We start from the raw sequence: 20002 nt of genomic DNA on the forward strand, positions 1-20002 counted from the left end.
CCTGCCACAGCCGCCCGCGGGCCGCGTCCCTCGCCCGGTTCAGGCGGCTTCTTCGTACCAGCGGTCCTTGGCCAGCATCACGCGGTGGTGCCCGCAGCCGGCCGGCATCATCGGAAAGCAGTTCTCCTGCGCCGCCACCTGCACGTCGAGGAAGTACGGCCCCTCGCTCGCCAGGCATTCGGCGAGCGCGGCCTCCAGCGCGGCCGGGTCGGACACGCGGCGCGCCTTCCAGCCGAAGGCGGTGGCCAGCGCGACGAAGTCGGGCAGCGCCTCGTTCCAGCTGTGGCTCAGGCGGTTGCCGTGGTTGAGCTCCTGCCACTGGCGCACCATGCCCATGTAGCCGTTGTTGCACAGCACCAGCTTGATCGGCGCGCGATGCTGCACGGCGGTGGAGAGCTCCTGGATGTTCATCAGCACCGAGGCATCGCCGCTCACGCACACGGTCAGCGCCTCCGGATGCGCGACCTGCGCGCCGATGGCCGCGGGCAGCCCGTAGCCCATGGTGCCCGCGCCGCCCGAGGTCAGCCAGCGCCGCGGCCGCTCGAAGCGCAGGTACTGCGCGGCCCACATCTGGTGCTGGCCCACGTCGGTCGACACGATCGCGTCGCGCCCGGCCATGGCCGCCGCGAGCGAGGCCATCAGCTGCTGCGGCAGGATGGCATCGGCGCGCGGCGCGAAGCCCAGGCAGTCGGCGCTGCGCCAGCCTTCGATGCGCCGCCACCAGGGCGCGAGCCGTTCCGGCGCGAAGCCGTCGGCCGGCAGCAGCGCGAGCAGGGCTTCGACGACGGCGCCGCAGTCGCCGACCATCGGCACGTCGACGCGCACCACCTTGTTGATGCTGGCGGGGTCGATGTCGATGTGGATCTTGCGCGCCTGCGGACAGAACTCGTCGAGCTTGCCGGTCACGCGGTCGTCGAAGCGCGCGCCGACGCACACCACCAGGTCGGCTTCGTGCATCGCGAGGTTGGCTTCGAGCGTGCCGTGCATGCCCAGCATGCCGACGAACTTCGGATCCGACGCGGGAAAGGCGCCGAGCCCCATCAGGGTCAGCGTGCACGGTGCGTGCAGGCGATGCACGAGGCGGGCGAACGCCTCGCAGGCCGCGGGCCCCGCGTTGACGAGCCCGCCGCCGCCGTAGAACACCGGCCGCCGCGCGGTCGAGATCAGGTCGGCCGCGCGCTGCAGCATCGGCCTGGGCGGCAGCGCCGCCTTGTTCGCGCGCAGGGGGCGCATCGGCGCGGCCGGCGCGCCATGGGCCAGGCGCATGAGCTGCACGTCCTTCGGCATGTCGAGCAGCACCGGCCCCGGCCGGCCGGTGGCCGCGATCTCGAGCGCGCGCCGCACCAGCGCCGGCACCTCGTCGGCCGCGCGTGCCTGCTGGTTCCACTTGGTCACGGGGCGCGACATGCCGAGCGCATCGCTTTCCTGGAAGGCCTGGGTGCCGATCACCGCGGTGGCGACCTGCCCGCTGATGCACAGCAGCGGCACCGAGTCGCTGATCGCGTCGAGCAGCCCGCTCATCGTGTTGGCGACGCCCGGCCCGGAGGTGACGAGCACCACGCCCACGCGCCCGGTCGTGCGCGCATAGCCCTCGGCCGCATGCACGGCCGCCTGCTCGTGCCGCACCAGCACGTGGCGCAGCCGCGGCTCGCCGTGCAGCGCGTCGTAGAGCGGCAGCGCGGCGCCGCCGGGGTAGCCGAACAGGGTGTCGACGCCGCATTCGACCAGCGTGTCGAGCAGCGCCTGGGCGCCGTTGCGCACGCGCGGCGCGGCTTCGGGTTGGAGGGAGGGAGAAGAAGCCGGGGCAAGGTCGAGCAGTCGCATGACGTCGATTCTTCCGGTGTTGGGGCAGAATTTGCTTCTTTCTTTTGGCTTTTTAGGCCTCATTCATGAAAAGCAATCGCAAAAGCAGCGACAACGAAGAAGGATCTTTCGACAAGACCGATCTGGCCATCCTGCGCGTGCTGCTGCTCGATTCGCGCAAGACGCTGCAGGAGATCGGCCACGAGGTGGGCCTCTCGCCCACCAGCTGCTGGACCCGCATCAAGAAGCTCGAGGCCTCGGGCGTGATCAAGCGCTACACCGTCGACATCGATCCGGCCAGGCTCGGCTACCACGACTCGGTGATCGTCCAGGTCACGCTCGAAAGCCACACCGACGAGACGCTCTACGACTTCGGCCGCGTGCTCGCGACCATTCCCGAGATCCAGGAGGCCTACCTGGTCTCGGGCGACTACGACTACTACATCCGCATCGCGGTGCGCGACACGCGCGACTACGAGCGGCTGCTGCGCGAGAAGCTCTACAAGATCCCCGGCATCCGCCACAGCAAGTCGCACTTCGTGCTGCGCGTGCTGAAGGAAACCACCGTGCCGCTGCTCTGAACCGGGCCGGCTACAGGCTCGCCGCGATCCACTCCCGCAGCCACCGGTGCGCGGGATCGCGGTGCCGCCGCTCGTGCCAGAGCATCGCCATCTCGTAGCCCGGCACTTCGAGCGGCGCCTCCACCACGCGCAGCCCGCCCGCGCCGCGCGCGAGCCGCTCGGGCAGCATCGCTACCAGGTCGGTGGCCGCGAGCACCGACATCATGAACAGGAAGTGCGGCACCGACAGCACCACGCGCCGCGCCAGGCCGAGCGCGGCCAGCGCCTCGTCGGTCGGCCCGCTGAAGCCGCCGCCCGCGAGCGACACCACCACGTGCTCCAGCGCGCAGAACTGCGCCAGCGTGGGCCGCCGCTTCAGCCGCGGATGGCCCGCGCGCCCCGCCAGCACGTAGCGCTCGTGGAACAGCACCCGGTGATGCAGCCCGGGCGGCGCGCCCACGCTGGTGTGGAAGAACAGGTCGAGTTCCGCGTTCTCCAGCTGCCGCGCCATGCGCGAAGGCACGGCCTCCACCACCGCCAGCCGCGTGTTCGGCGCCGCGGCGCGCAGCCCGCCGAGCATGGGCAGCAGGATCGCCGACTCGGCGTAGTCGGCGGCCGCCACGCGCCAGGTGGTGGTGGCCACGGCCGGGTCGAAGGCCTTCGTCGGCGCCACGGCGCGGCCCAGCGCCTCCAGCGCTTCGCGCAGCGGCGCGCGCAGCTCGTCGGCACGCGCCGTGGGCCGCATGCCGCGCTGCGCGGGCAGCAGCAGCGGATCGCCGAAGAGTTCGCGCAGCCTGGCGAGCTGCACGCTGACCGCGGGCTGTGACAGGTTCAGGCGCTCGGCCGCACGCGTGACGCTGCGCTCGGCCAGCAGCATGTCGAGCGTGACCAGCAGGTTGAGGTCGATGCGGCTGAAATTGTTCACGGCAATTCCTCGGATTCGAACTATTCATTTCCAATATACCGCCGCGGTCCTTAAGTTCGGTGTTCACCCTCCTCCGATTCCATGAACGAACCGAACGCCATGAACATCCTTCTCGTCCTTGCCCATCCCGAACCCGCCTCGCTCAACGGCGCGATGCACCGCTTCATGCGCGCGCGCCTGGAGGCCAACGGCCATTCCGTGCAGGTGTCCGACCTGTACGCGATGCGCTGGAAGCCCGCGCTCGACGCCGACGACTTCCCGGCGCGCGACCCGGCCGCGCGCTTCAGCCCCGAACGCGAATCGCTGAAGGCCTTCGAATCGGGCACGCAGGCGCCCGAGGTCGCGGCCGAGCAGCAGAAGCTGCTCTGGGCCGACGCGGTGATCCTGCAGTTCCCGCTCTGGTGGTATTCGATGCCCGCGATCCTCAAGGGCTGGGTCGAGCGCATCTACGCCTACGGTTTCGCCTACGGCGTGGGCGAGCACTCCGACACCCACTGGGGCGACCGCTTCGGCGAAGGCACGCTGGCCGGGAAGCGCGCGATGCTGGTCGTCACCACCGGCGGCTGGGCCTCGCACTACGGTCCGCGCGGCATCAACGGGCCGATGGACGACCTGCTGTTCCCGATCCAGCACGGCATCCTCTACTACCCCGGCTTCGACGTGCTGCCGCCCTACGTGGTGCACCGCACCGGCAAGGTCGACGAAGCCGCCTACGCGCGCATCACCGAGGAACTCGGCCAGCGCCTCGACACGCTGTTCGCCACCGAGCCGATCCCGTTCCGCCGCCAGAACCACGGCGACTACGAGATCCCGGCGCTGACGCTCAGGCCAGAGATCGCGCCGGGGCAGACCGGCTTCGCGATCCATGCCGCCACGCCGGCTCAGCGGCAGTCGTAGTGCGCCGCCCGGTCGCTCGGCCCGGCGCCGTCGTGGCGCGCCTGCTTCGGGTAAGCGCAGAGCAGCCGCGTCGGCGCGGCAGCGCCGCTGCCCTCGCCATGGGCGACCAGCGCCTCGGGCGCCCGGCCTTGCTCCACCCAGGCGTCGAGCGCCGCGAGCAGGTCGTTGCGCGGGCTCGGCGCCTGCACTTCGCCGCCCTGGTTGCCGAAGCGCGTGGGGCCGGTCCCGCCGCCGCAATGCCCCATGCCGGGCACCATGAAGAGCCGGAAGAAATCCTGCGTCGCGGCCAGTGAGCCTTGCCGCGCGGCCACCTTCTCGTAGTAGGCGATCGTGTCGTGCGGACTGACCACCGGATCGGCCCAGCCCATGTAGGTGATCAGCTTGCCGCCGCGCGCCTTGAAGGCCGCGATGTCGGGGTTGGTCTGGTCGACCGCCGGGCCGACCTTCGCGAGCGCCTTGGCCATGTGGCGGTCGAAGTCGAAGCGCCACCAGTCCCAGCCTGGATCGCCGAAGACCCAGTGGCGCCAGAAGTCGGCGCGCGCGGGCTCGGTCGTGCCCAGGTAGCCGGCCCAGCCCGCTTCGGAGCCCACGGCCGGGCCCGGATAGATCGTCTCGCCGGTGCGCGGGTTGACCGCGCCCGCATAGATGCGCCGGACCGCGGCGAGCTGCGCGTCGCCGAGGCAGTCGGCCCCTTCGGCGCCCGCGCTGCAGCGCAGGCTCGCGGCATCGAAGCGGCGCGCGTCGCAGGCGCGCGGATCGGCGATGACGCCGTCGCGCACGCCGTCGAGCGCATCGCAGGCCGCGACCGCCTTGCGCGTCACGAGTTCGAGCTTGTCGCGCGTGAGGATCGGCCGCTGGTTGTCGCCGGACGCATGGTTGGCGAGAAAGCGGTTGAGGAACTCGGCATTGAGCGCCACGCGGTTGTTGCCGGGCGCGCCGGCGATCACGCCGTCGAAGTCGGCCGGATAGCGCTGCACCTCGGCATAGCCCTGGTGCCCGCCCGTGGAGCAGCCGTGGAAGTAGCTGCGGCGCGCCGGCCTCGCCTGCAGCGCGGCGAGCAGCGCCTTGCCAGCCACCGTGATGTCGTGCACCGAGCTCGTGCCCCAGTCGACCATCCGCTGCGGATGGCCGACGACGAACAGCAGGTCCTCGCCGCCGTGGCCCGTGTCGCCGCCGAGCGTGGCGTAGCCGCGCCGCAGCGCCAGCGCCATGTCTTCGTACTTGAGTGCGGGCGAGTAGCCGCCGTTGCCGGTGGCGAGCAGCTTGCCGTTCCATGCGGCGGGCAGCGGCGCCCAGAGTTCGAACCGCACCGCCGAGCCGGGCACCGCGCGCGTCGTGCCCTGCACGCGGCAGAAGGCCGGCATGTCGGCGAGCGGGCCGCGCGCGCCCGGCGGCGTGAAGCTGCCGGCCGGCACCGCCTGCACCGCATCGACCGAGGCGCGGTCGAGCCCCACGCGCTGCAGGCTCGCGAGTTCGCAGGCGAGCGGCCGGCCGGCGCGTGCGAGCAGCGGCGCATCGGGGCCGCCGCTGCAGGCGGCCAGCGCGCCGGCACCGAGGATCGCCGCGGCCGCCGGCATGCAAAGACCGGCGATGCGCCGGCGCCATGTTTCGGGAATGGATCGCATGGTCCGTCTCCTCTGCGGCCGGCGCCGCCTTCGTCGCGCGGGCCTACTCGGCCTCGATGCCGGCCGCCTTGACGATGCGACCCCACTTCTGCGATTCGGCGGTCTGGAACTTCGCGAGTTCCTCGGGCGAGCTCGTGAACACCTCGGTGCCGGTGGGCTCGTAGAAGGCGGCCTTGGCCGATTCGCTTTTCGCGGCCTTCACGAGCAGTTCGTTGAGCCGCTTGACCACCGCGGGCGGCGTCTTCGCCGGCGCATAGGCCGCGAACCAGTAGCCCATCTCGTAGCCCTTCACGCCGGCCTCGGCGATGGTCGGCACCTCGGGCGCGAGCGGCGAACGCGCGGCGCCCGAGACGCCGAGCGCGCGCAGCTTGCCGGCCTTGACCTGCGGCAGGCCGGTGGCCGCGTCGGTGATCATCATGTGGATCTGGCCGCCGAGCAGGTCGGTCACGGCCAGCGTGTTGCTCTTGTAGGGCACGTGCAGCAGCCTGATGTCGGCCATCTGCTGCAGCAGCTCGCCCGCCATGCGGCTCGACGAGCTGCCGCTGCCGAAGCTGTACTTGCCGGGCTCCTTCTTCGCGAGCGCGATGAACTCGGCCACGCTCTTCGCGGGGAACGAGGGGTTCACCACCATGATCTGCCCGCCCTTGCCGAGCGCGGCCACCGGCGCGTAGTCCTTCACCGGGTCGTAGGGCAGCTTCTTGAACAGATGCTCGTTGGCCGCATGCGTGGTGTTGGTGGTGATCAGCACGGTGTAGCCGTCGGCCGGCGCCTTGGCAATCTGCTGCGAGGCGATGAAGCCGCTCGCGCCGGCCTTGTTGTCGATCACCACGGGCTGCTTCGTCTCGGCCGTGATGCTGTTGCCGAGCGCGCGTGCGATCTGGTCGGTGGCCGTGCCGGCGGCGAACGGCACCACGAAGGTGATCGGCTTCTCGGGAAAGCCCTGCTGCGCATGGCCGGCCAAGGGCGCGGCGAGCAGCGCGAGCGCGGCGGCAGAGAGGGTCAGGGAACGTCGCTTCATTGTTGTCTCCGGAGGGATGGGTCGTGAAAAAAACAGAAACCGGGCTGCGGCCCTATGCGCCCGCCAGCAGCGGCACGAGCGCGCGCGGCACGCGCACGGGCATGTCGAGCAGCAGGAAGGACAGCGCCTTGCCGTGCGCATCGAGGTTCAGCGCATCGTTGACGCCGCCGTCGAGCACCGCGTCGAGCACGAAGTTCATCGCCTGCAGCCGGGGCAGCAGGTAGCGCTGCACCTGCGACGGCGCGCGGTGCCGGAACTGCGCCGCCACGCGCTCGGACGTGAGCTGCTCGACGAGCGCCGGATAGAGCGCCGGATGCCAGGCGATCACGCTGATGTTGGAACGGTCGCCCTTGTCGCCCGTACGCCCGTGGGCGGCGCGGTAGAGCGGGACTTCGACGGTGCCGTCGGTGGCGGGGGTGTTCATGCGAGCGCCTCCGCGCCGAGGATCTCGAAGCGCACCGGCACCGCCTCGCGCGGCAGCAGGCACGACAGGGTGTTGAGCCGCGGCGTGAGCGCGGTGCGCACGCCGCCGCCGCCCGCGGGCCCGCAGGTGTAGAGCGCCGTCACTTCGCGTGCGAGGCGCTCGGCCTGGGCGCGATCCGCATGCGCGGCCGCGACGCGCAGGCGCACGTCGCGCAGGCCGGCGTCGGGCCGGTCGGCGAGCATGCGCCCCGCGTCGTCGCCGAGGATGCTGAGCGCGCCGATCAGGTCCACGCGCAGCGCGAGCCCGTCGAGCCGGCGGCGCAGCACCTCGGCCGCGAGCCGCGCGCGCCCTTCCGCGCGCGGGCCGGCGTAGGAGATCTCGCCCTCCGCGAGCCAGCCGCCCTCGTGGCACACGTTGACCTTGTAGTGGCTCGGCCGCGCATGCCCGCGCACGCCCGAGAGCGCCACGCGATCGGGTGCGCCGGGCTGCTGCCGCACCTCGGCCTCGGCGATGTCGGCCACCACGTCGGGCGTCAGGTAGGCGGCCGGGTCGTGCACTTCGTAGAGCAGCTGTTCCTTCACCGTGGCTTCGGTCACGAGGCCGCCGGTGCCGTCGGCCTTGCCGATGGTGCAGTGGCCCTCGGCATCGATCTCCGCGATCGGAAAGCCCACGGCCTCGAGCCCGGGCACGTCCTTGTAGCCGGGGTCGGCGAAGTAGCCGCCGCAGACCTGGGCGCCGCATTCGAGCAGATGGCCCGCCATGGTGGCGCGGCCGAGCCGCGGCCAGTCGTCGGCGCGCCAGCCGAAGTGCGACATGGCCGGGCCGACCGAGAGCGAGGGATCGGCCACGCGGCCGCACACCACGATCTGCGCGCCCGCGTCGAGGGCGGCGGCGATCGGCTCGGCGCCGATGTAGGCATTGGCGCTGACGATGCGCAGCCCGTCGAGCTGCGCGCCGAGCGCTTCGTGCAGCAGCGCGCGCTGCGCCGGGCCCGAGAGGTCGTCGCCCTCCACCACCGCGATGCGCGGCGCGCTGGCGCCGAGCTCGCGCGCGATGCGGGCGATGTGGCGCGCCGCCGCGCGCGGATTGGCGGCGCCGAAGTTGCTCACGATGCCGATGCCGTGCGCGAGGCAGCGCGCGAGCACCGGCCGCAGCATGGCATCGAGCAGCGGCTCGTAGCCCGCATCGGGGTTGTCGCGCCGGCGCAGCTGCGCGAGCGCGAGCGTGCGCTCGGCCAGCGTCTCGAAGATCAGGAAGGCGCGCTGGCCCGGCGGGCCGGCCCGCAGGCGCGCGATCAGCGTGTCGACCACCGGCCCTGCCGCATCGCTGCGGTCGCCGGAGAACCCGGCCGCGCAGCCGATCAGCAAGGGAGGCGAAGCAGTCGCATTCATCGGGGCCGACTTTAGGCAGGCCGCCCCGATCCGTGAAATAGAAAATTCGGATGGATTGATCCGGATTCCAGATCAATCGCGGCGCGCACCGGGCAGGCGCTCACTGGTCGATGCGGATGCCCACCCTGGTGATGATCGCGCCCCACTTGCGCGCCTCTTCGTCGATGAAGGCGCCGAAGGCCTCGGGCGATCCGCCACCGGCCGCGAGGCCCTGCTGCGCGAGCAGCTCGCGCACCGCGGGCTCGCGCAGCACGGTGTTCACATCGGCATTGATGCGGCGCACCACCTCGGGCGGCGTGCCGCTCGCGGTGAAGAGCCCATTCCAGGCCAGTGCCTCGAATCCCGGATAACCCGACTCGGCCACCGTCGGCAGCGCCTTCATGCGCTCGGAGCGCTGCGCGCTCGTGACGGCGAGCAGCTTGATGCGCTGGCCCTGGACCAGCGGCAGCAGCGCGGGCGCCACGGTGAAGAGCGCCTGCGTGTCGCCCGCCGCCACCGAGAGCCCGGCCGGCGGCGACCCCGCGTAGGGCACGTGCACCGCCTCGATGCCCGCGAGGCTGCGAAACAGCTCCATCGTCAGATGCGAGGAGCTCCCCGCCCCGACCGAGGCATAGCTCAGCCCGCGGCCCTGCTTCTTCGCCCAGGCCACGAATTCCGGCAGCGTGTTGGCGGGATTGCCCGCCTGCACCGCGAGCACGTTGGGCTGCGAGGTGGTGAGCACGATCGGCAGCAGGTCGCGCGCCGGCGCATAGGGCATGCGGCTGTACATCGCAGGGCCGAAGGCGATCGGGCCGTTGAAGCCGATGCCGAGCGTGTGGCCGTCGGCCGGCGCCTTGGCCACCGCGTCCATGCCGATTAGCCCGCCGGCGCCGGGCCGGGTCTCGACCACCACCGGCTGCTTCCACATCGGGCGCAGGCGCTCCGCGAGCGTGCGGGCGATCAGGTCGAGCGAACTGCCGGGCGGCGCGGGAACGACCAGGTGCACGGGCCTGGCGGGCCAAGCCTGCGCCGCGGCAGCCAGCGCCCATGCGAAACCGAGTAGGAAGGTGGCGATGCGCTTTTTCATCGGGCGGATCGGAGGGCTTCGGATGCCCGGGATTGTGCGTGAAGCCGCCCTCCCCCGCCCGTTCTGCGCGCCCTACTTCGACGCGCCCGCGGCCTTGGCGACGTAGGCGGCCAGCGCCTGGATCTGCGCTTCGTTCAGCGTGGCCTTGTACGAAGGCATCTGCCCGATGCCGTCGCGCAGGGCCTTGGCCACGCGCGCCGCGTCGGGCTTGAGCTCGTCGAGCGCGGGCCCGATGGCGCCCTGCGAGCCGGCATCCTTGAGCGCATGGCAGACCGCACAGGCCGGCACCGCCGACTGGGTGAACAGCTTCTTGCCGAGCGCGAGTTGCGCCGGGTCGGCCGCGAAGGACGGGCCGGGCAGCAGGGCGGCCGCGCCGAGGATGAAGGCCGGCAGCAAGGCGGCGATACCGAGGATGACGGCGACCAGCGACCCATATTGGACGGACTGCTTCATGCCACCACCACCTTCACCGCATGGTCGGCCCAACTCGTGTTGTTGTAGCCGCTGGCGTTCTCGACGCGCTGCTCGGGTTGCACATTGCCGACGCTGTCGGTCGCGCGGCTCGCCAGCACGTGGCTGCCGGCGGGCAGGTCGACGGCCAGCGCGAACTGGCGCCAGGCGTAGCGCCCGAGGTCCGGCCCGACGAAGCGCGCGGCCTTCCAGCTCTTGCCGCCATCGACCGACACCTCGACCTTGGCGACCGGATGCAGCCCGCCGAAGGCCACGCCGAGCACCTGCTGCCGGCCCGCGCGCACGGTGCCGCCCTCGGGCGCGGGCGCGTTGATCCACGACTTGACGCTCATCTCCTGCACCGAGGGCTGCGTCGGATCGCCCTTCGAGCCCGGCGGCGCGATGCGGTAGCCGTGCGACATGATCTTGGCGTCGCTCTCTTGGGCCGTGAACGCCAGCTGGCGGATGTACTTGATGTTGTTGACGCCCGTGTAGCCCGGGACGATCAGCCGCAGCGGACCGCCGTGCGCGAGCGGAATGGGCGCGCCGTTCATCTCCCAGGCCAGCAGCGCATCGGCCATGGCTTCGGCCGGCACGGAGCGCTCGACGATGATGCTCTTCGGATCGAGCCCCTCGGGCAGCTTCTCGCCGCCGGTGCCGGTCATGAACTTCATGCCTTCGGCCACGCCGCCGAGTGCCTCGGCCACCGCGCGCACCGGCACGCCGCTCCAGATCACGCAGCCCGCTGCGCCGACCTGCCACGGCGTGCCGCTCGGCTTGCTCGGAAAGAAGCCGCGGCCGTTGCCCGAGCACTGCAGCACCATGGCGGTGGTCTCGACGCCGAGCGTGCGGAGTTCGCGCAGCGTGAGGGTGCGCGGCTTCTTCACGCCGGCCACGCTCAGGGCCCAGGCCTCGCGATCGGCCAGGATCGACGCGTCGGGCGCGGGCAGGTTGTTGCGGATGTAGAGCTTTTCCGCAGGCGTGATGACGCTGCTGCCGAAGGCGCTGCGCCGGGTCTCGATGGTGGTGCTGGTGTGCACGATGACGCTGGCCGGGTCCTTGAAGCCGGCATAGGCCGGCAGCGGCTTCGGCGCGGCACCGCCCGCGGCGGGCGGGGTCTCGCCCGCCGCGGCGGCTTCGGGGCTCCAGCCGCCCAGGCCGGCGGCGGCGAGCGCCGCCGCGCTGCCGGCGAGAAGGTGGCGCCGGGGCAGCGAGGGTGCCTCGGATGTTCGGGTATCGACGGTCATGGATCTCCTTTTTTGTCGTCGTGGATCGGTCAGGGGTGATGGGGTCTTCAGCCGCCGGGCGGCGCGGGGCCGAGCAGCGCGGCGGTGGCGACGGCGAGCGCGGTCTTCTTCTGCGCCACCAGCACCAGCGGCGCGCCGTTGCTGGCGCGCACCACCTGCCAGTAGGCGCGGTTCCACCAGCCGCCGCCTTCGCGCAGGTCCACGGGCTGGTCGAAGGCGAACACGGTCACCATGCCGCCGCGTTCGAAGAAGGTGGTGAGGTGGTAGGCCAGCCGGCCGCCGAGGTCGCAGGGCCGCATGAGCTGTGGAATGCCGGGCAGCGCGGCGGCGGCGCCGGTGCGCCCGAGGCGCGACAGCAGCGGCCGCGGGTCCATGAAGTTGCCGCGCAGCGCGCGCTCGTCGTACTCGTGCTCGATGGCATCGCGCACGAGCGCGGGCGGCCGCAGCGCCATCACCGCGCCCGAGCCGCCGCCGGTCAGCAGCACGGCCGCCAGGCCGCGCTGGAAGCCCCGCCGCGACCAGAGCGCGGGGCGCTGCCGCAGCAGCGAGTCGGGCGGTTCGCCGGGTTCGAAGGCCAGCGACAGCTCGGCGCGCACGCGCAGGTCGAATTCGCTGTCGGGAGGAAGCTCGCGATCGGACATGTCAGGCCTTTCGCAACGGTGTGACCTTGGTCCGCGCGGCGGCGGCCGGTGCCGCGGCGGGAGCGCCCATGGCCGCCTTGAGCGCATCGCGCGCACGTGCCAGGCGCGACAGCACGGTGCCCGGTGCGATGTCGAGCGCCTCGGCCATCCGGGCCGTGGGCATGTCGTCGAAATAGAAGAGCACCAGCACCTCGCGGTGGATCGGCGCCAGCCGGGCGAGCGCCTTGACCACGTCGAGCCGGTCGTCGAGGCATGCGTCGTCGGCCGGCCGGTCGTGCACCGCCTCGCCGTCTTCACCGCCTTCGAGCGGCACGGTGCCGGGCGTGAGGTGCCGCACGGCGCAGCGCCGCATGATCCGGAACAGCCAGGCCCGCGCCAGCGCGGCATCGCGCAACTGGGCGCGGTGTTTCCAGGCCAGCGTGAAGCAGTCCTGCACCACGTCCTCGGCGACGGCGCGCGAGCCCGTGAGCGCCCATGCGCTGCGCAACAGGAAGCGGTAGTGCTCGCGCACCCACTGGTTGTAGCGCGCCTCGGCATCGAGGAATGGCAGGAACATGCGTACAAGAGCGCCGGATCCGCCACCCGATTCCATCGCCTGAAGCAATTTCTTCTAAGCGTTTACCCGCGGACACATCCTCAGGCCGCGAGTTCCTCCACACGCAGCGCCGTCGGTGCCCCCGCCGCCGCCGGATGGGCCGCAAGCCCGTGCACCACCAGATCGAGTGCGCGCTGCGGCATCGCCTCGGTCAGCACCAGCAGCTGCATTACCGCGGCCTTCTGCTCCGCCGCGAGGGCGACCTGCCGCACCGGCACCTGCTGCTGCGCCAGCCAGCCCGACACCGCTTCGATCCCGTTGGCCGCATGCACCGGCACGCGCAGGTAATGGGCGGTGCGCACCTCGGCGCGCGGCAGCACCGGGAGCGCGCGCATCGCCTCCGCATGGAACCCGAGGTGCGGCACGCGCTGCGTCGCGCGCGTGCCGTCGAGCCGGGCCACGTCCACGAGGTCGGCGATCACCGCCGAGGCGGTCTGCTCCGATCCCGCGCCGGCACCGTAGTACATCGTCACGCCGGCGGCATCGGCCTTGACCATGATGCCGTTCATCGAGCCGTTCACATGCGCCAGCAGCTGCGACGCGGGCACGAGCGCGGGCTGCACGCGCAGCTCCAGGCCTTCCACGCGGCGGCGCGCCACGCCCAGCAGCCTGACGCGGTAGCCCAATTGCTCGGCGCAGGCCACGTCGATGCGCTGCAGCGCCGCGATGCCCTGCACCTCCACGTCGGCCAGGCGCACCGGCGTGCCGAAGGCGTTGGCCGCCAGCAGCGTGAGCTTGTGCGCGGCATCGATGCCCTCCACGTCGAAGGCGGGGTCGGCCTCGGCGTAGCCCAGCGCCTGGGCCTGGGCGAGCGCGGCCGCGAAGTCGAGCCCCTCGTCACGCATCTTGCTCAGGATGAAGTTGGTGGTGCCGTTGATGATGCCCGCCACCCATTCGATGCGGTTGGCCGCAAGCCCCTCGCGCAGCGCCTTGACGATGGGGATGCTCACCGCCACCGCGCCCTCGTAGGCCACCGCCACGCCCTGGCGCCGCGCCGCCGCGAAGATCTCGTCGCCATGCACCGCGAGCAGCGCCTTGTTGGCCGTGACCACGTGCTTGCCGTGCGCGATGGCCGTCAACACCCAGTCGCGCGCGGCACCGGTGCCGCCGGCCACCTCGACCACCACGTCGACGCCGGGATGCGTGGCGACCTGCAGCGGATCGTCGGTCAGCGCCACCCCGGCGCCCACGACCGCCGCCGCGCGCGCGAGGTTGCGCGCCGCGACGATCACCAGCTCGATCGGCCGGCCCCGCGCGTCCCGCGATCTCGGCCTGGTTGCGCGCCAGCACCCGGAAGGTGCCCGCGCCGACGGTGCCGATGCCGATCATGCCCACGCGCAGCGCGCGCATGGCCGCAGGGCGGCTGGACAAGGGCTCGAGGGACGGGACGGGATCGCGGTACATGAAAACCTCCGGATGAAAAACAAGAAACCCAGCTGCCAGAGCTGGGTTTCATTCATTCGGGGGAGAGCGAGCGATACACCAGGTGGCTGCCGAAACGGCCACCTGCGCGTGCTCAGGTGGCCGCGGTGGTAATGGTGGTAATCATTCGTGCAACCCGTGCCCCGTCCACCCGCGCGATGGCGGGCGACAGCGTGCGCGCCGTGGCGGCTGCGCGGTCGGTGGCGGGGAAGAGATGGCACGACATGAAGGGGCGCAGTGTACAGGAGCCGGCGCGCCCCGCTGGGCCGGGCCGGGCCGGGCGGTGCCGCGTCCTGCCTTCGGCCACAAGGGGAGCAGGCCTACAGCACGCCGCCGCCCCGCGGCCTAGGGTGGTGGGCAAAGAACTGCACAGCCAGGAGGCCGCACCATGAAGAACTTCGTCCTAGAGCCGCGCATGCGCGCCACCATCGGCGGCGCTTTCTATCCCTCGGGCTACTCGATGGTGATGTTTCCGAACGCGGAAGACGCCAACCGCATCGGCCATCGGCTGATCGAGAAAGGCGTGAGCGGCGACGAGATCTACCTGCTTCCGGCCGCAACCGTGCTCTCGGAGATCACGCCCACGGTCAGGGAATCCGACGATCCGCTGCCCTCGGCCGGCACCGACGCCGCCACCGTGCGGGCCTACACCAAGCTCGCGCGCGAAGGCCACACCGGCCTGCTCGTGAAGACGAAGAACGAGGAGGAAGCCAACCGCCTGATGGAAGAGGTGCGCACCGTGCCCTACTCCATCGCGCAGCGCTACCGCACGCTGGTGATCGAGGACCTCTGAACCCGCGCCGGCCTCAGGCCGGCACCGCCGCGGCGCGCCGCACCACGTCGCGCGCCATCGCCTGCGCGAGCTCGTGCTCGCCGAGGAAGACCGTGGCGGCCGTCTCCTGCGCGAGCAGCCGCGCCTCCTCCTCGTTGTGGCTGCGCACCACCGTCTCGATCGACGGATTCAGCGTGCGGGCCGTCTCCATCATCTGGCGCACGTTCATCGCATCGGCCACCGCCACCACGAGCACGCGCGCCCGCGCGACATGCGCCTGGATCAGCACCGCCGGATCGGCCGCGTCGCCCCAGACCGCGGCCACGCCGGCCTCGCGCAGCCGGCCGACCAGTTCGCGGTTCTGCTCGGCCACCACGTAGGGCACGTCGTGCGCCTCGAGCTCGGCCGCGATGCGGCGGCCGACGCGGCCGTAGCCCACCAGCACCACCTGGCGCGAGAGGAAGCGCGCCTCGGTGCTCGTCGGCAGCTCCGCCAGCGGATGGTCGCGTGCATCGAGCCCGCGTGCGAACGAGAGGCGTGCATGCAGCCATTTCTGCATCGGCGCGATCAGGCTGAACCAGAGCGGATTGGTGGCGATGGAGATCAGCGCGCCCGCGAGGATCAGGCTCTGGCCCTCGACCGGCATCAGGCCGAGCGACAGGCCGAGCCCCGCGAGGATGAACGAGAACTCCCCGATCTGCGCGAGGCTCGCGCTCACCGTGAGCGCGGTGCCCAGCGGATAGCGCAGCGCCAGCACCAGCGCACAGGCGGCGACCGACTTGCCGAGCACGATCACCGCCACCACCGCCAGCACCTGCAGCGGCCGCTCGATGAGCACCGACGGATCGAACAGCATGCCGACGGAGACGAAGAACAGCACTGCGAAGGCATCGCGCAGCGGCAGCGATTCCTGCGCCGCGCGGTGGCTGAATTCGGATTCGCGCATCACCATGCCCGCGAAGAAGGCGCCGAGTGCGAACGACACGCCGAACAGCGCCGCCGAGGCGAAGGCGATGCTGACCGCGGCCGCGATCACGCACAGCGTGAACAGCTCGCGCGAGCCGGTGCGCGTGACCTGCCACAGGATCCACGGAAAGGCCCGCCGCCCCACCACGAGCATCAGCGCCACGAAGCCCCCCACCTGCAGCAGCGTGAGGCCGAGCGTCTGCCACAGCGGATCGGCCGCTTCCTCCGCCCTGCCCCCCAGCGCACCGGCCAGCGGCGGCATCAGCACCAGCACGAGCACCATGGCGAGGTCTTCCACCACCAGCCAGCCGACCGCGATGCGGCCCGTGAACGAATCGAGGATGCCGAGGCTTTCGAGCGCGCGCAGCAGCACCACCGTGCTCGCCACCGACAGCGCGAGCCCGAAGACCAGCGCCGCGCCCCACGACCAGCCCCACCAGAGCGCGAGTGCGCCGCCGAGCAGCGTGGCCACCGTGATCTGCGCCAGCGCACCGGGCAGCGCGATCCGGCGCACCGCGAGCAGGTCGTCGAGCGAGAAATGCAGGCCGACGCCGAACATCAGCAGCATCACGCCGATCTCCGCGAGCTGCGCCGCGATGGCGCCGTCGGCCACGAAGCCGGGCGTGAACGGACCGATGATCACGCCCGCGAGCAGGTAGCCCACGAGCGCCGGCAGCCGCAGCCGCGCCGCGAGAAAACCCAGGACGAGCGCGAGCCCGAGGCCCGCGGCAATGGTGCTGATCAGGGAGACGCTGTGGGGCATCGGACGATTGTGCACACCCCGTGCGCCGCAGCGGCGCGGCGGGTCTTCAGGGCGACGCGGCCCCGCCCGCGGCCTGCCCCTCGAGCGGCGCGCCGGCGCCGCGGTCGGCGCCGCGCAGTTCGGCATCGAGCTGCTCGGTGTCGAGCTCGTTGGTCCAGCGCGCCACCACCAGCGTGGCGACGCCGTTGCCGATCAGGTTGGTCAGCGCGCGCGCCTCGGACATGAAGCGGTCGATGCCGAGGATCAGCGCCAGGCCGGCCACCGGCACGTGCCCCACCACCGACAGGGTTGCCGCGAGCACGATGAAGCCGCTGCCGGTCACGCCGGCCGCGGCCTTGGAGGTGAGCAGCAGCACGGCCAGCAGCGTCATCTCCTGGCCCAGCGTCAGCGGCGTGCTCGTGGCCTGCGAGATGAAGACCGCCGCCATCGTCAGGTAGATCGAGGTGCCGTCGAGGTTGAACGAATAGCCTGCAGGCAGCACCAGGCCCACGCTCGCCCTGCTCGCGCCCAGCTTCTCCATCTTCTTCATCATGCGCGGCAGCACCGTCTCCGAGGACGAGGTGCCGAGCACGATCAGCAGCTCTTCCCGGATGTACCGGATGAAGCGCCAGATGCCGAAGCCGTGGAAGCGCGCGATCAGCCCCAGCACCACGAAGACGAACAGCAGGCAGGCCAGGTAGAACGCGCCGATGAGCTTGCCGAGCGAGAACAGGCTGTCGGTGCCGTACTTGCCGATGGTGAAGGCCATGGCGCCGAAGACGCCGACGGGCGCGAGCTTCATGATGTAGTCGACGATGCCGAAGAGCACCTGCGAGCCCTTCTCGATCACGTCGAACACCAGCGTGCCGCGACCGCCGAAGCGGTGCAGCGCAAAGCCGAACAGCACCGCGATCAGCAGCACCTGCAGGATCTCGCCGCGGGCGAAGGCATCGACCAGCGTGGTGGGGATCACGTCGAGCAGGAAGTCGACCGGCCCCGCCATCTTGCCCGGCCCGGTGTACGAAGCGACCGCCGCGGTGTCGAGCGTGGCGGGGTTCACGTTCATGCCCGCGCCCGGGCGCAGCAGGTCGACCATCAGCAGCCCGAAGACGAGCGCGATGGTGCTCACCACCTCGAAGTACAGCAGCGCGAGGCCGCCGGTGCGGCCGACCTTCTTCATGTCCTCCATGCCCGCGATGCCGAGCACCACGGTGCAGAAGATGATCGGCGCGATGATCATCTTGACGAGCTTGATGAAGCCGTCGCCGAGCGGCTTCATCGCCTCGCCGAGCCCCGGATGGAAGTGCCCGAGCAGCACGCCGACGATCACCGCGGCGATCACCTGCACGTAGAGCGAACGATGGAGCGGGAGCTTGCCCGTCGGCGCGGTCGTGTCTTCCATGTCTTCTGTTGTCTCCGGAGGGATCGGAACTGTAGCCCGAACAAAAAGACCCGCCGAAGCGGGTCTTTCCTTCTGCCGTGCGCCGGCGTCAGTGCATGTGGAGGCCGCCGTTCACCGAGAAGTCGGCACCGGTGGAGTAGCCGCCCTCGTCGGTGGCGAGCCACGAGATGATCGAGGCGATCTCGCTCGGCTCGCCCAGGCGCTTGACGGGGATCGTCGCGACGATCTTGTCGAGCACTTCCTGGCGGATGGCCTTGACCATGTCGGTGCCGATGTAGCCCGGGCTCACGGTGTTGACCGTGACGCCCTTGCTCGCGAGCTCCTGTGCCAGCGCCATCGTGAAGCCGTGCATGCCGGCCTTGGCCGCCGAGTAGTTGGTCTGGCCGGCCTGGCCCTTGGCGCCGTTGACCGAGCTGATGTTGATGATGCGGCCCCAACCCTTCTCGACCATGTCGCCCACCACCTGCTTGGTGACGTTGAACATGCTGTTGAGGTTGGTCTCGATCACCGCGCTCCAGTCCTCGGGCGTCATCTTGAGGAACATGCGGTCGCGCGTGATGCCGGCGTTGTTGACCAGCACGTCGATCGGGCCGTGGTCGGCCTTGGCCTTCGAGAAGGCCTCGACGGTGGAGTTCCAGTCGCCCACATTGCCCACCGATGCATGGAACTCGAAGCCGAGCGCCTTCTGCTCGGCGAGCCACTTGCTGTGGTCGCGGGTCGGGCCGCAGCCCGCGATGACCTTGAAGCCGTCCTTGTGGAGGCGCTGGCAGATGGCTGTTCCGATGCCACCCATGCCTCCGGTGACATATGCAACTTTCTTGCTCATGAGATTTCCTTGATGTGTGCGAAGCAAAAGCCTGAACGGCCGCCTTCACTCTAGCGAGTTTCAAGCCACCGAACTCTGAGGAAAACACTGAGCCAAGCTTGCAACCAGCTGTCACGGCGCGCCGCCGCCGCAACGATAGTGCATCGGCATTGCAGCTTCCTGCATGACCCGCAGGAATCAAGGAAGTCGAAAGTACGTCATCCGGCGCGCGCCCGCAGCGCCGCGGACCTGCTTCAGTCCGCCTGCACCCCCGCCGCGCGGATCACCTTGCCCCACTTGTCGATCTCCGCCGCGAGGTGCGTGCGCAAGCCCTCGGGCGTCTGCTTCTCGGGCGGCGCGATCTCGGAGCTGAGCTCGGCCAGGCGATGCTTCACCATGTCGTCCTGCAGGGCCGCGCGCAGCGCGGTGTTGAGCTTCTCGAGCACGGCCGGCGGCGTGCCCTTGGGCGCATAGACGCCGTGCCACACCTTCACGTCGAAGCCCTTGAGGCCCTGCTCGTCGAGCGTGGGAATGTCGCCCAGGCTGGGCAGCCGCCGCGGCGTGGTCACGCCGAAGACCTTCACGCGGTTGCCGTCCTTGATGACGGGCGCGGTCTGCGTGGTCTGGTCGCAGAGCAGGTCGACCTGCCCGCCCATGAGGTCGTTGAGCGCGGGCCCCGCACCCTTGTAGGGCACGGTCGTCAGTTGCACGCCGATCTGGTTCATGAAGAGCAGGCCGCAGAGCTGCGACACCGCGCCCACGCCCGCGTTGGCGAGCGTGACCTTGTCCTTGTGGGTCTTCACATGGGCCAGCAGTTCGCGGAAGTTGTTGGCCGGAAAGTCCTTGCGCGAAAGCAGCGTCATCGGCACGTCCATCACCTGGCCGATGTATTCGAAGTCCTTGAGCGGGTCGTAATTGAGCTTCTTGTAGAGCGCCGGCGCGGTCGCCATGCCCATGTGGTGGATCAGGAGGGTGTAGCCGTTCGGCGCCGCCTTCGCCACCCGTGCCGGCGCGATGGTGCCGCCCGCGCCGACGGTGTTCTCGACCACCACCGTCTGGCCGAGCGACTTGCCCATCGGGATCGCGAGCATGCGCGCGACCACGTCGGTCGGCCCGCCGGCCGAGTACGGCACGACCAGCGTCACGGGCTTGTCGGGCCAGGCCGCCTGTGCGGCGGCCGGCGCGGCGTGCAGCGCGAGCAGGCAGGCGCCCGCCGAGGCCGCGACCAGGGTCTTGAATGTCGTCATCTGC

The 20002-nt window shown here is 71.0% G+C and carries 18 protein-coding genes and 1 pseudogene; 3 read left to right on the plus strand and 16 right to left on the minus strand.

Features of this window, described 5'->3' with window-relative positions; all coding sequences use genetic code 11:
- Positions 1-39 precede the first annotated feature (39 nt).
- Entirely contained in the window at positions 40-1824 is a 1785-nt protein-coding gene (gene ilvB, locus M2165_RS24115) for a biosynthetic-type acetolactate synthase large subunit (RefSeq protein ID WP_280817093.1), read from the minus strand.
- Positions 1825-1889: 65 nt separating this feature from the next.
- On the opposite strand from ilvB, the gene M2165_RS24120 reads away from it, so the two are divergent.
- A complete protein-coding gene (locus M2165_RS24120; RefSeq protein ID WP_280817094.1) occupies positions 1890-2384 on the plus strand; it encodes an Lrp/AsnC family transcriptional regulator in 495 nt (164 codons plus the stop codon).
- 10 nt (positions 2385-2394) lie between these two features.
- Here M2165_RS24120 and M2165_RS24125 read toward each other — a convergent pair whose 3' ends face one another.
- Positions 2395-3288: a LysR family transcriptional regulator gene (locus M2165_RS24125; RefSeq protein ID WP_280817095.1), complete on the minus strand. Its 894-nt coding sequence runs from the start codon at positions 3286-3288 to the stop codon at positions 2395-2397.
- A gap of 99 nt (positions 3289-3387) precedes the next feature.
- Between M2165_RS24125 and M2165_RS24130 the strand changes: the two genes are divergently transcribed.
- Positions 3388-4185, plus strand: a complete 798-nt coding sequence (locus M2165_RS24130; RefSeq protein WP_280817096.1) for an NAD(P)H-dependent oxidoreductase — start codon at positions 3388-3390, stop codon at positions 4183-4185.
- Here M2165_RS24130 and M2165_RS24135 read toward each other — a convergent pair.
- The 10 genes and pseudogenes from M2165_RS24135 to M2165_RS24180 all read right to left on the minus strand — a co-directional run bounded on the left by M2165_RS24135 (position 4170) and on the right by M2165_RS24180 (position 14046).
- Positions 4170-5810: a tannase/feruloyl esterase family alpha/beta hydrolase gene (locus tag M2165_RS24135; protein WP_280817097.1), complete on the minus strand. Its 1641-nt coding sequence runs from the start codon at positions 5808-5810 to the stop codon at positions 4170-4172. The two genes, M2165_RS24130 and M2165_RS24135, sit on opposite strands and share 16 nt — an antisense overlap.
- Before the next feature lie 43 nt (positions 5811-5853).
- On the minus strand, positions 5854-6828 hold the full coding sequence (locus M2165_RS24140; RefSeq protein ID WP_280817098.1) for a tripartite tricarboxylate transporter substrate binding protein: 975 nt from the start codon (positions 6826-6828) through the stop codon (positions 5854-5856).
- Positions 6829-6880: 52 nt separating this feature from the next.
- On the minus strand, positions 6881-7252 hold the full coding sequence (locus tag M2165_RS24145; protein WP_280817099.1) for a hypothetical protein: 372 nt from the start codon (positions 7250-7252) through the stop codon (positions 6881-6883).
- A complete protein-coding gene (locus M2165_RS24150; RefSeq protein WP_280817100.1) occupies positions 7249-8643 on the minus strand; it encodes a DUF1446 domain-containing protein in 1395 nt (464 codons plus the stop codon). Before M2165_RS24150 ends, M2165_RS24145 begins: the two co-directional genes overlap by 4 nt.
- A 100-nt stretch (positions 8644-8743) precedes the next feature.
- A complete protein-coding gene (locus M2165_RS24155; RefSeq protein WP_280817101.1) occupies positions 8744-9709 on the minus strand; it encodes a tripartite tricarboxylate transporter substrate binding protein in 966 nt (321 codons plus the stop codon).
- Positions 9710-9781: 72 nt separating this feature from the next.
- Positions 9782-10162: a cytochrome c gene (locus tag M2165_RS24160; RefSeq protein WP_280817102.1), complete on the minus strand. Its 381-nt coding sequence runs from the start codon at positions 10160-10162 to the stop codon at positions 9782-9784.
- Complete coding sequence (locus M2165_RS24165; RefSeq protein ID WP_280817103.1) at positions 10159-11406, minus strand: sulfite oxidase; 1248 nt, start codon at positions 11404-11406, stop codon at positions 10159-10161. Before M2165_RS24165 ends, M2165_RS24160 begins: the two co-directional genes overlap by 4 nt.
- Before the next feature lie 47 nt (positions 11407-11453).
- The gene (locus tag M2165_RS24170) at positions 11454-12047 is read right to left on the minus strand and encodes a hypothetical protein (protein ID WP_280817104.1); all 594 of its coding nucleotides are present in this window, start codon (positions 12045-12047) and stop codon (positions 11454-11456) included.
- 1 nt (position 12048) lies between these two features.
- On the minus strand, positions 12049-12603 hold the full coding sequence (locus M2165_RS24175) for a sigma-70 family RNA polymerase sigma factor (protein WP_280817105.1): 555 nt from the start codon (positions 12601-12603) through the stop codon (positions 12049-12051).
- A gap of 80 nt (positions 12604-12683) precedes the next feature.
- Positions 12684-14046: pseudogene (locus M2165_RS24180) on the minus strand (homoserine dehydrogenase).
- A gap of 406 nt (positions 14047-14452) precedes the next feature.
- Between M2165_RS24180 and M2165_RS24185 the strand changes: the two are divergent.
- Positions 14453-14857, plus strand: coding sequence for a hypothetical protein (locus tag M2165_RS24185; RefSeq protein WP_280817106.1), 405 nt, complete (start codon positions 14453-14455; stop codon positions 14855-14857).
- Between the two features lie 13 nt (positions 14858-14870).
- Here the strand turns inward: M2165_RS24185 and ybaL are convergent, their stop codons facing one another.
- The 4 genes from ybaL to M2165_RS24205 all read right to left on the minus strand — a co-directional run bounded on the left by ybaL (position 14871) and on the right by M2165_RS24205 (position 19998).
- Entirely contained in the window at positions 14871-16565 is a 1695-nt protein-coding gene (ybaL, locus tag M2165_RS24190) for a YbaL family putative K(+) efflux transporter (protein WP_280817107.1), read from the minus strand.
- Positions 16566-16611: 46 nt separating this feature from the next.
- The gene (locus M2165_RS24195; protein WP_280817108.1) at positions 16612-17946 is read right to left on the minus strand and encodes a dicarboxylate/amino acid:cation symporter; all 1335 of its coding nucleotides are present in this window, start codon (positions 17944-17946) and stop codon (positions 16612-16614) included.
- Positions 17947-18034: 88 nt separating this feature from the next.
- Positions 18035-18772, minus strand: coding sequence for an acetoacetyl-CoA reductase (gene phbB, locus M2165_RS24200; protein WP_280817109.1), 738 nt, complete (start codon positions 18770-18772; stop codon positions 18035-18037).
- Between the two features lie 233 nt (positions 18773-19005).
- Complete coding sequence (locus M2165_RS24205; protein WP_280817110.1) at positions 19006-19998, minus strand: tripartite tricarboxylate transporter substrate-binding protein; 993 nt, start codon at positions 19996-19998, stop codon at positions 19006-19008.
- Between the last annotated feature and the right edge of the window lie 4 nt (positions 19999-20002).

The organism is Variovorax sp. TBS-050B, assembly GCF_029893635.1.
Taxonomy (GTDB): domain Bacteria; phylum Pseudomonadota; class Gammaproteobacteria; order Burkholderiales; family Burkholderiaceae_C; genus Variovorax.

Coding starts and splice junctions, on each gene's coding strand:
- M2165_RS24205 (WP_280817110.1), bottom strand. CDS start 19,998: ATGACGACATTCAAGACCCTGGTCGCGGCCTCGGCGGGCGCCTGCCTG.
- M2165_RS24150 (WP_280817100.1), bottom strand. CDS start 8,643: ATGAATGCGACTGCTTCGCCTCCCTTGCTGATCGGCTGCGCGGCCGGG.
- M2165_RS24120 (WP_280817094.1), top strand. CDS start 1,890: ATGAAAAGCAATCGCAAAAGCAGCGACAACGAAGAAGGATCTTTCGAC.
- M2165_RS24175 (WP_280817105.1), bottom strand. CDS start 12,603: ATGTTCCTGCCATTCCTCGATGCCGAGGCGCGCTACAACCAGTGGGTG.
- M2165_RS24130 (WP_280817096.1), top strand. CDS start 3,388: ATGAACATCCTTCTCGTCCTTGCCCATCCCGAACCCGCCTCGCTCAAC.
- ybaL (WP_280817107.1), bottom strand. CDS start 16,565: ATGCCCCACAGCGTCTCCCTGATCAGCACCATTGCCGCGGGCCTCGGG.
- M2165_RS24170 (WP_280817104.1), bottom strand. CDS start 12,047: ATGTCCGATCGCGAGCTTCCTCCCGACAGCGAATTCGACCTGCGCGTG.
- ilvB (WP_280817093.1), bottom strand. CDS start 1,824: ATGCGACTGCTCGACCTTGCCCCGGCTTCTTCTCCCTCCCTCCAACCC.
- M2165_RS24140 (WP_280817098.1), bottom strand. CDS start 6,828: ATGAAGCGACGTTCCCTGACCCTCTCTGCCGCCGCGCTCGCGCTGCTC.
- M2165_RS24135 (WP_280817097.1), bottom strand. CDS start 5,810: ATGCGATCCATTCCCGAAACATGGCGCCGGCGCATCGCCGGTCTTTGC.
- phbB (WP_280817109.1), bottom strand. CDS start 18,772: ATGAGCAAGAAAGTTGCATATGTCACCGGAGGCATGGGTGGCATCGGA.
- M2165_RS24145 (WP_280817099.1), bottom strand. CDS start 7,252: ATGAACACCCCCGCCACCGACGGCACCGTCGAAGTCCCGCTCTACCGC.
- M2165_RS24195 (WP_280817108.1), bottom strand. CDS start 17,946: ATGGAAGACACGACCGCGCCGACGGGCAAGCTCCCGCTCCATCGTTCG.
- M2165_RS24165 (WP_280817103.1), bottom strand. CDS start 11,406: ATGACCGTCGATACCCGAACATCCGAGGCACCCTCGCTGCCCCGGCGC.
- M2165_RS24185 (WP_280817106.1), top strand. CDS start 14,453: ATGAAGAACTTCGTCCTAGAGCCGCGCATGCGCGCCACCATCGGCGGC.
- M2165_RS24155 (WP_280817101.1), bottom strand. CDS start 9,709: ATGAAAAAGCGCATCGCCACCTTCCTACTCGGTTTCGCATGGGCGCTG.
- M2165_RS24160 (WP_280817102.1), bottom strand. CDS start 10,162: ATGAAGCAGTCCGTCCAATATGGGTCGCTGGTCGCCGTCATCCTCGGT.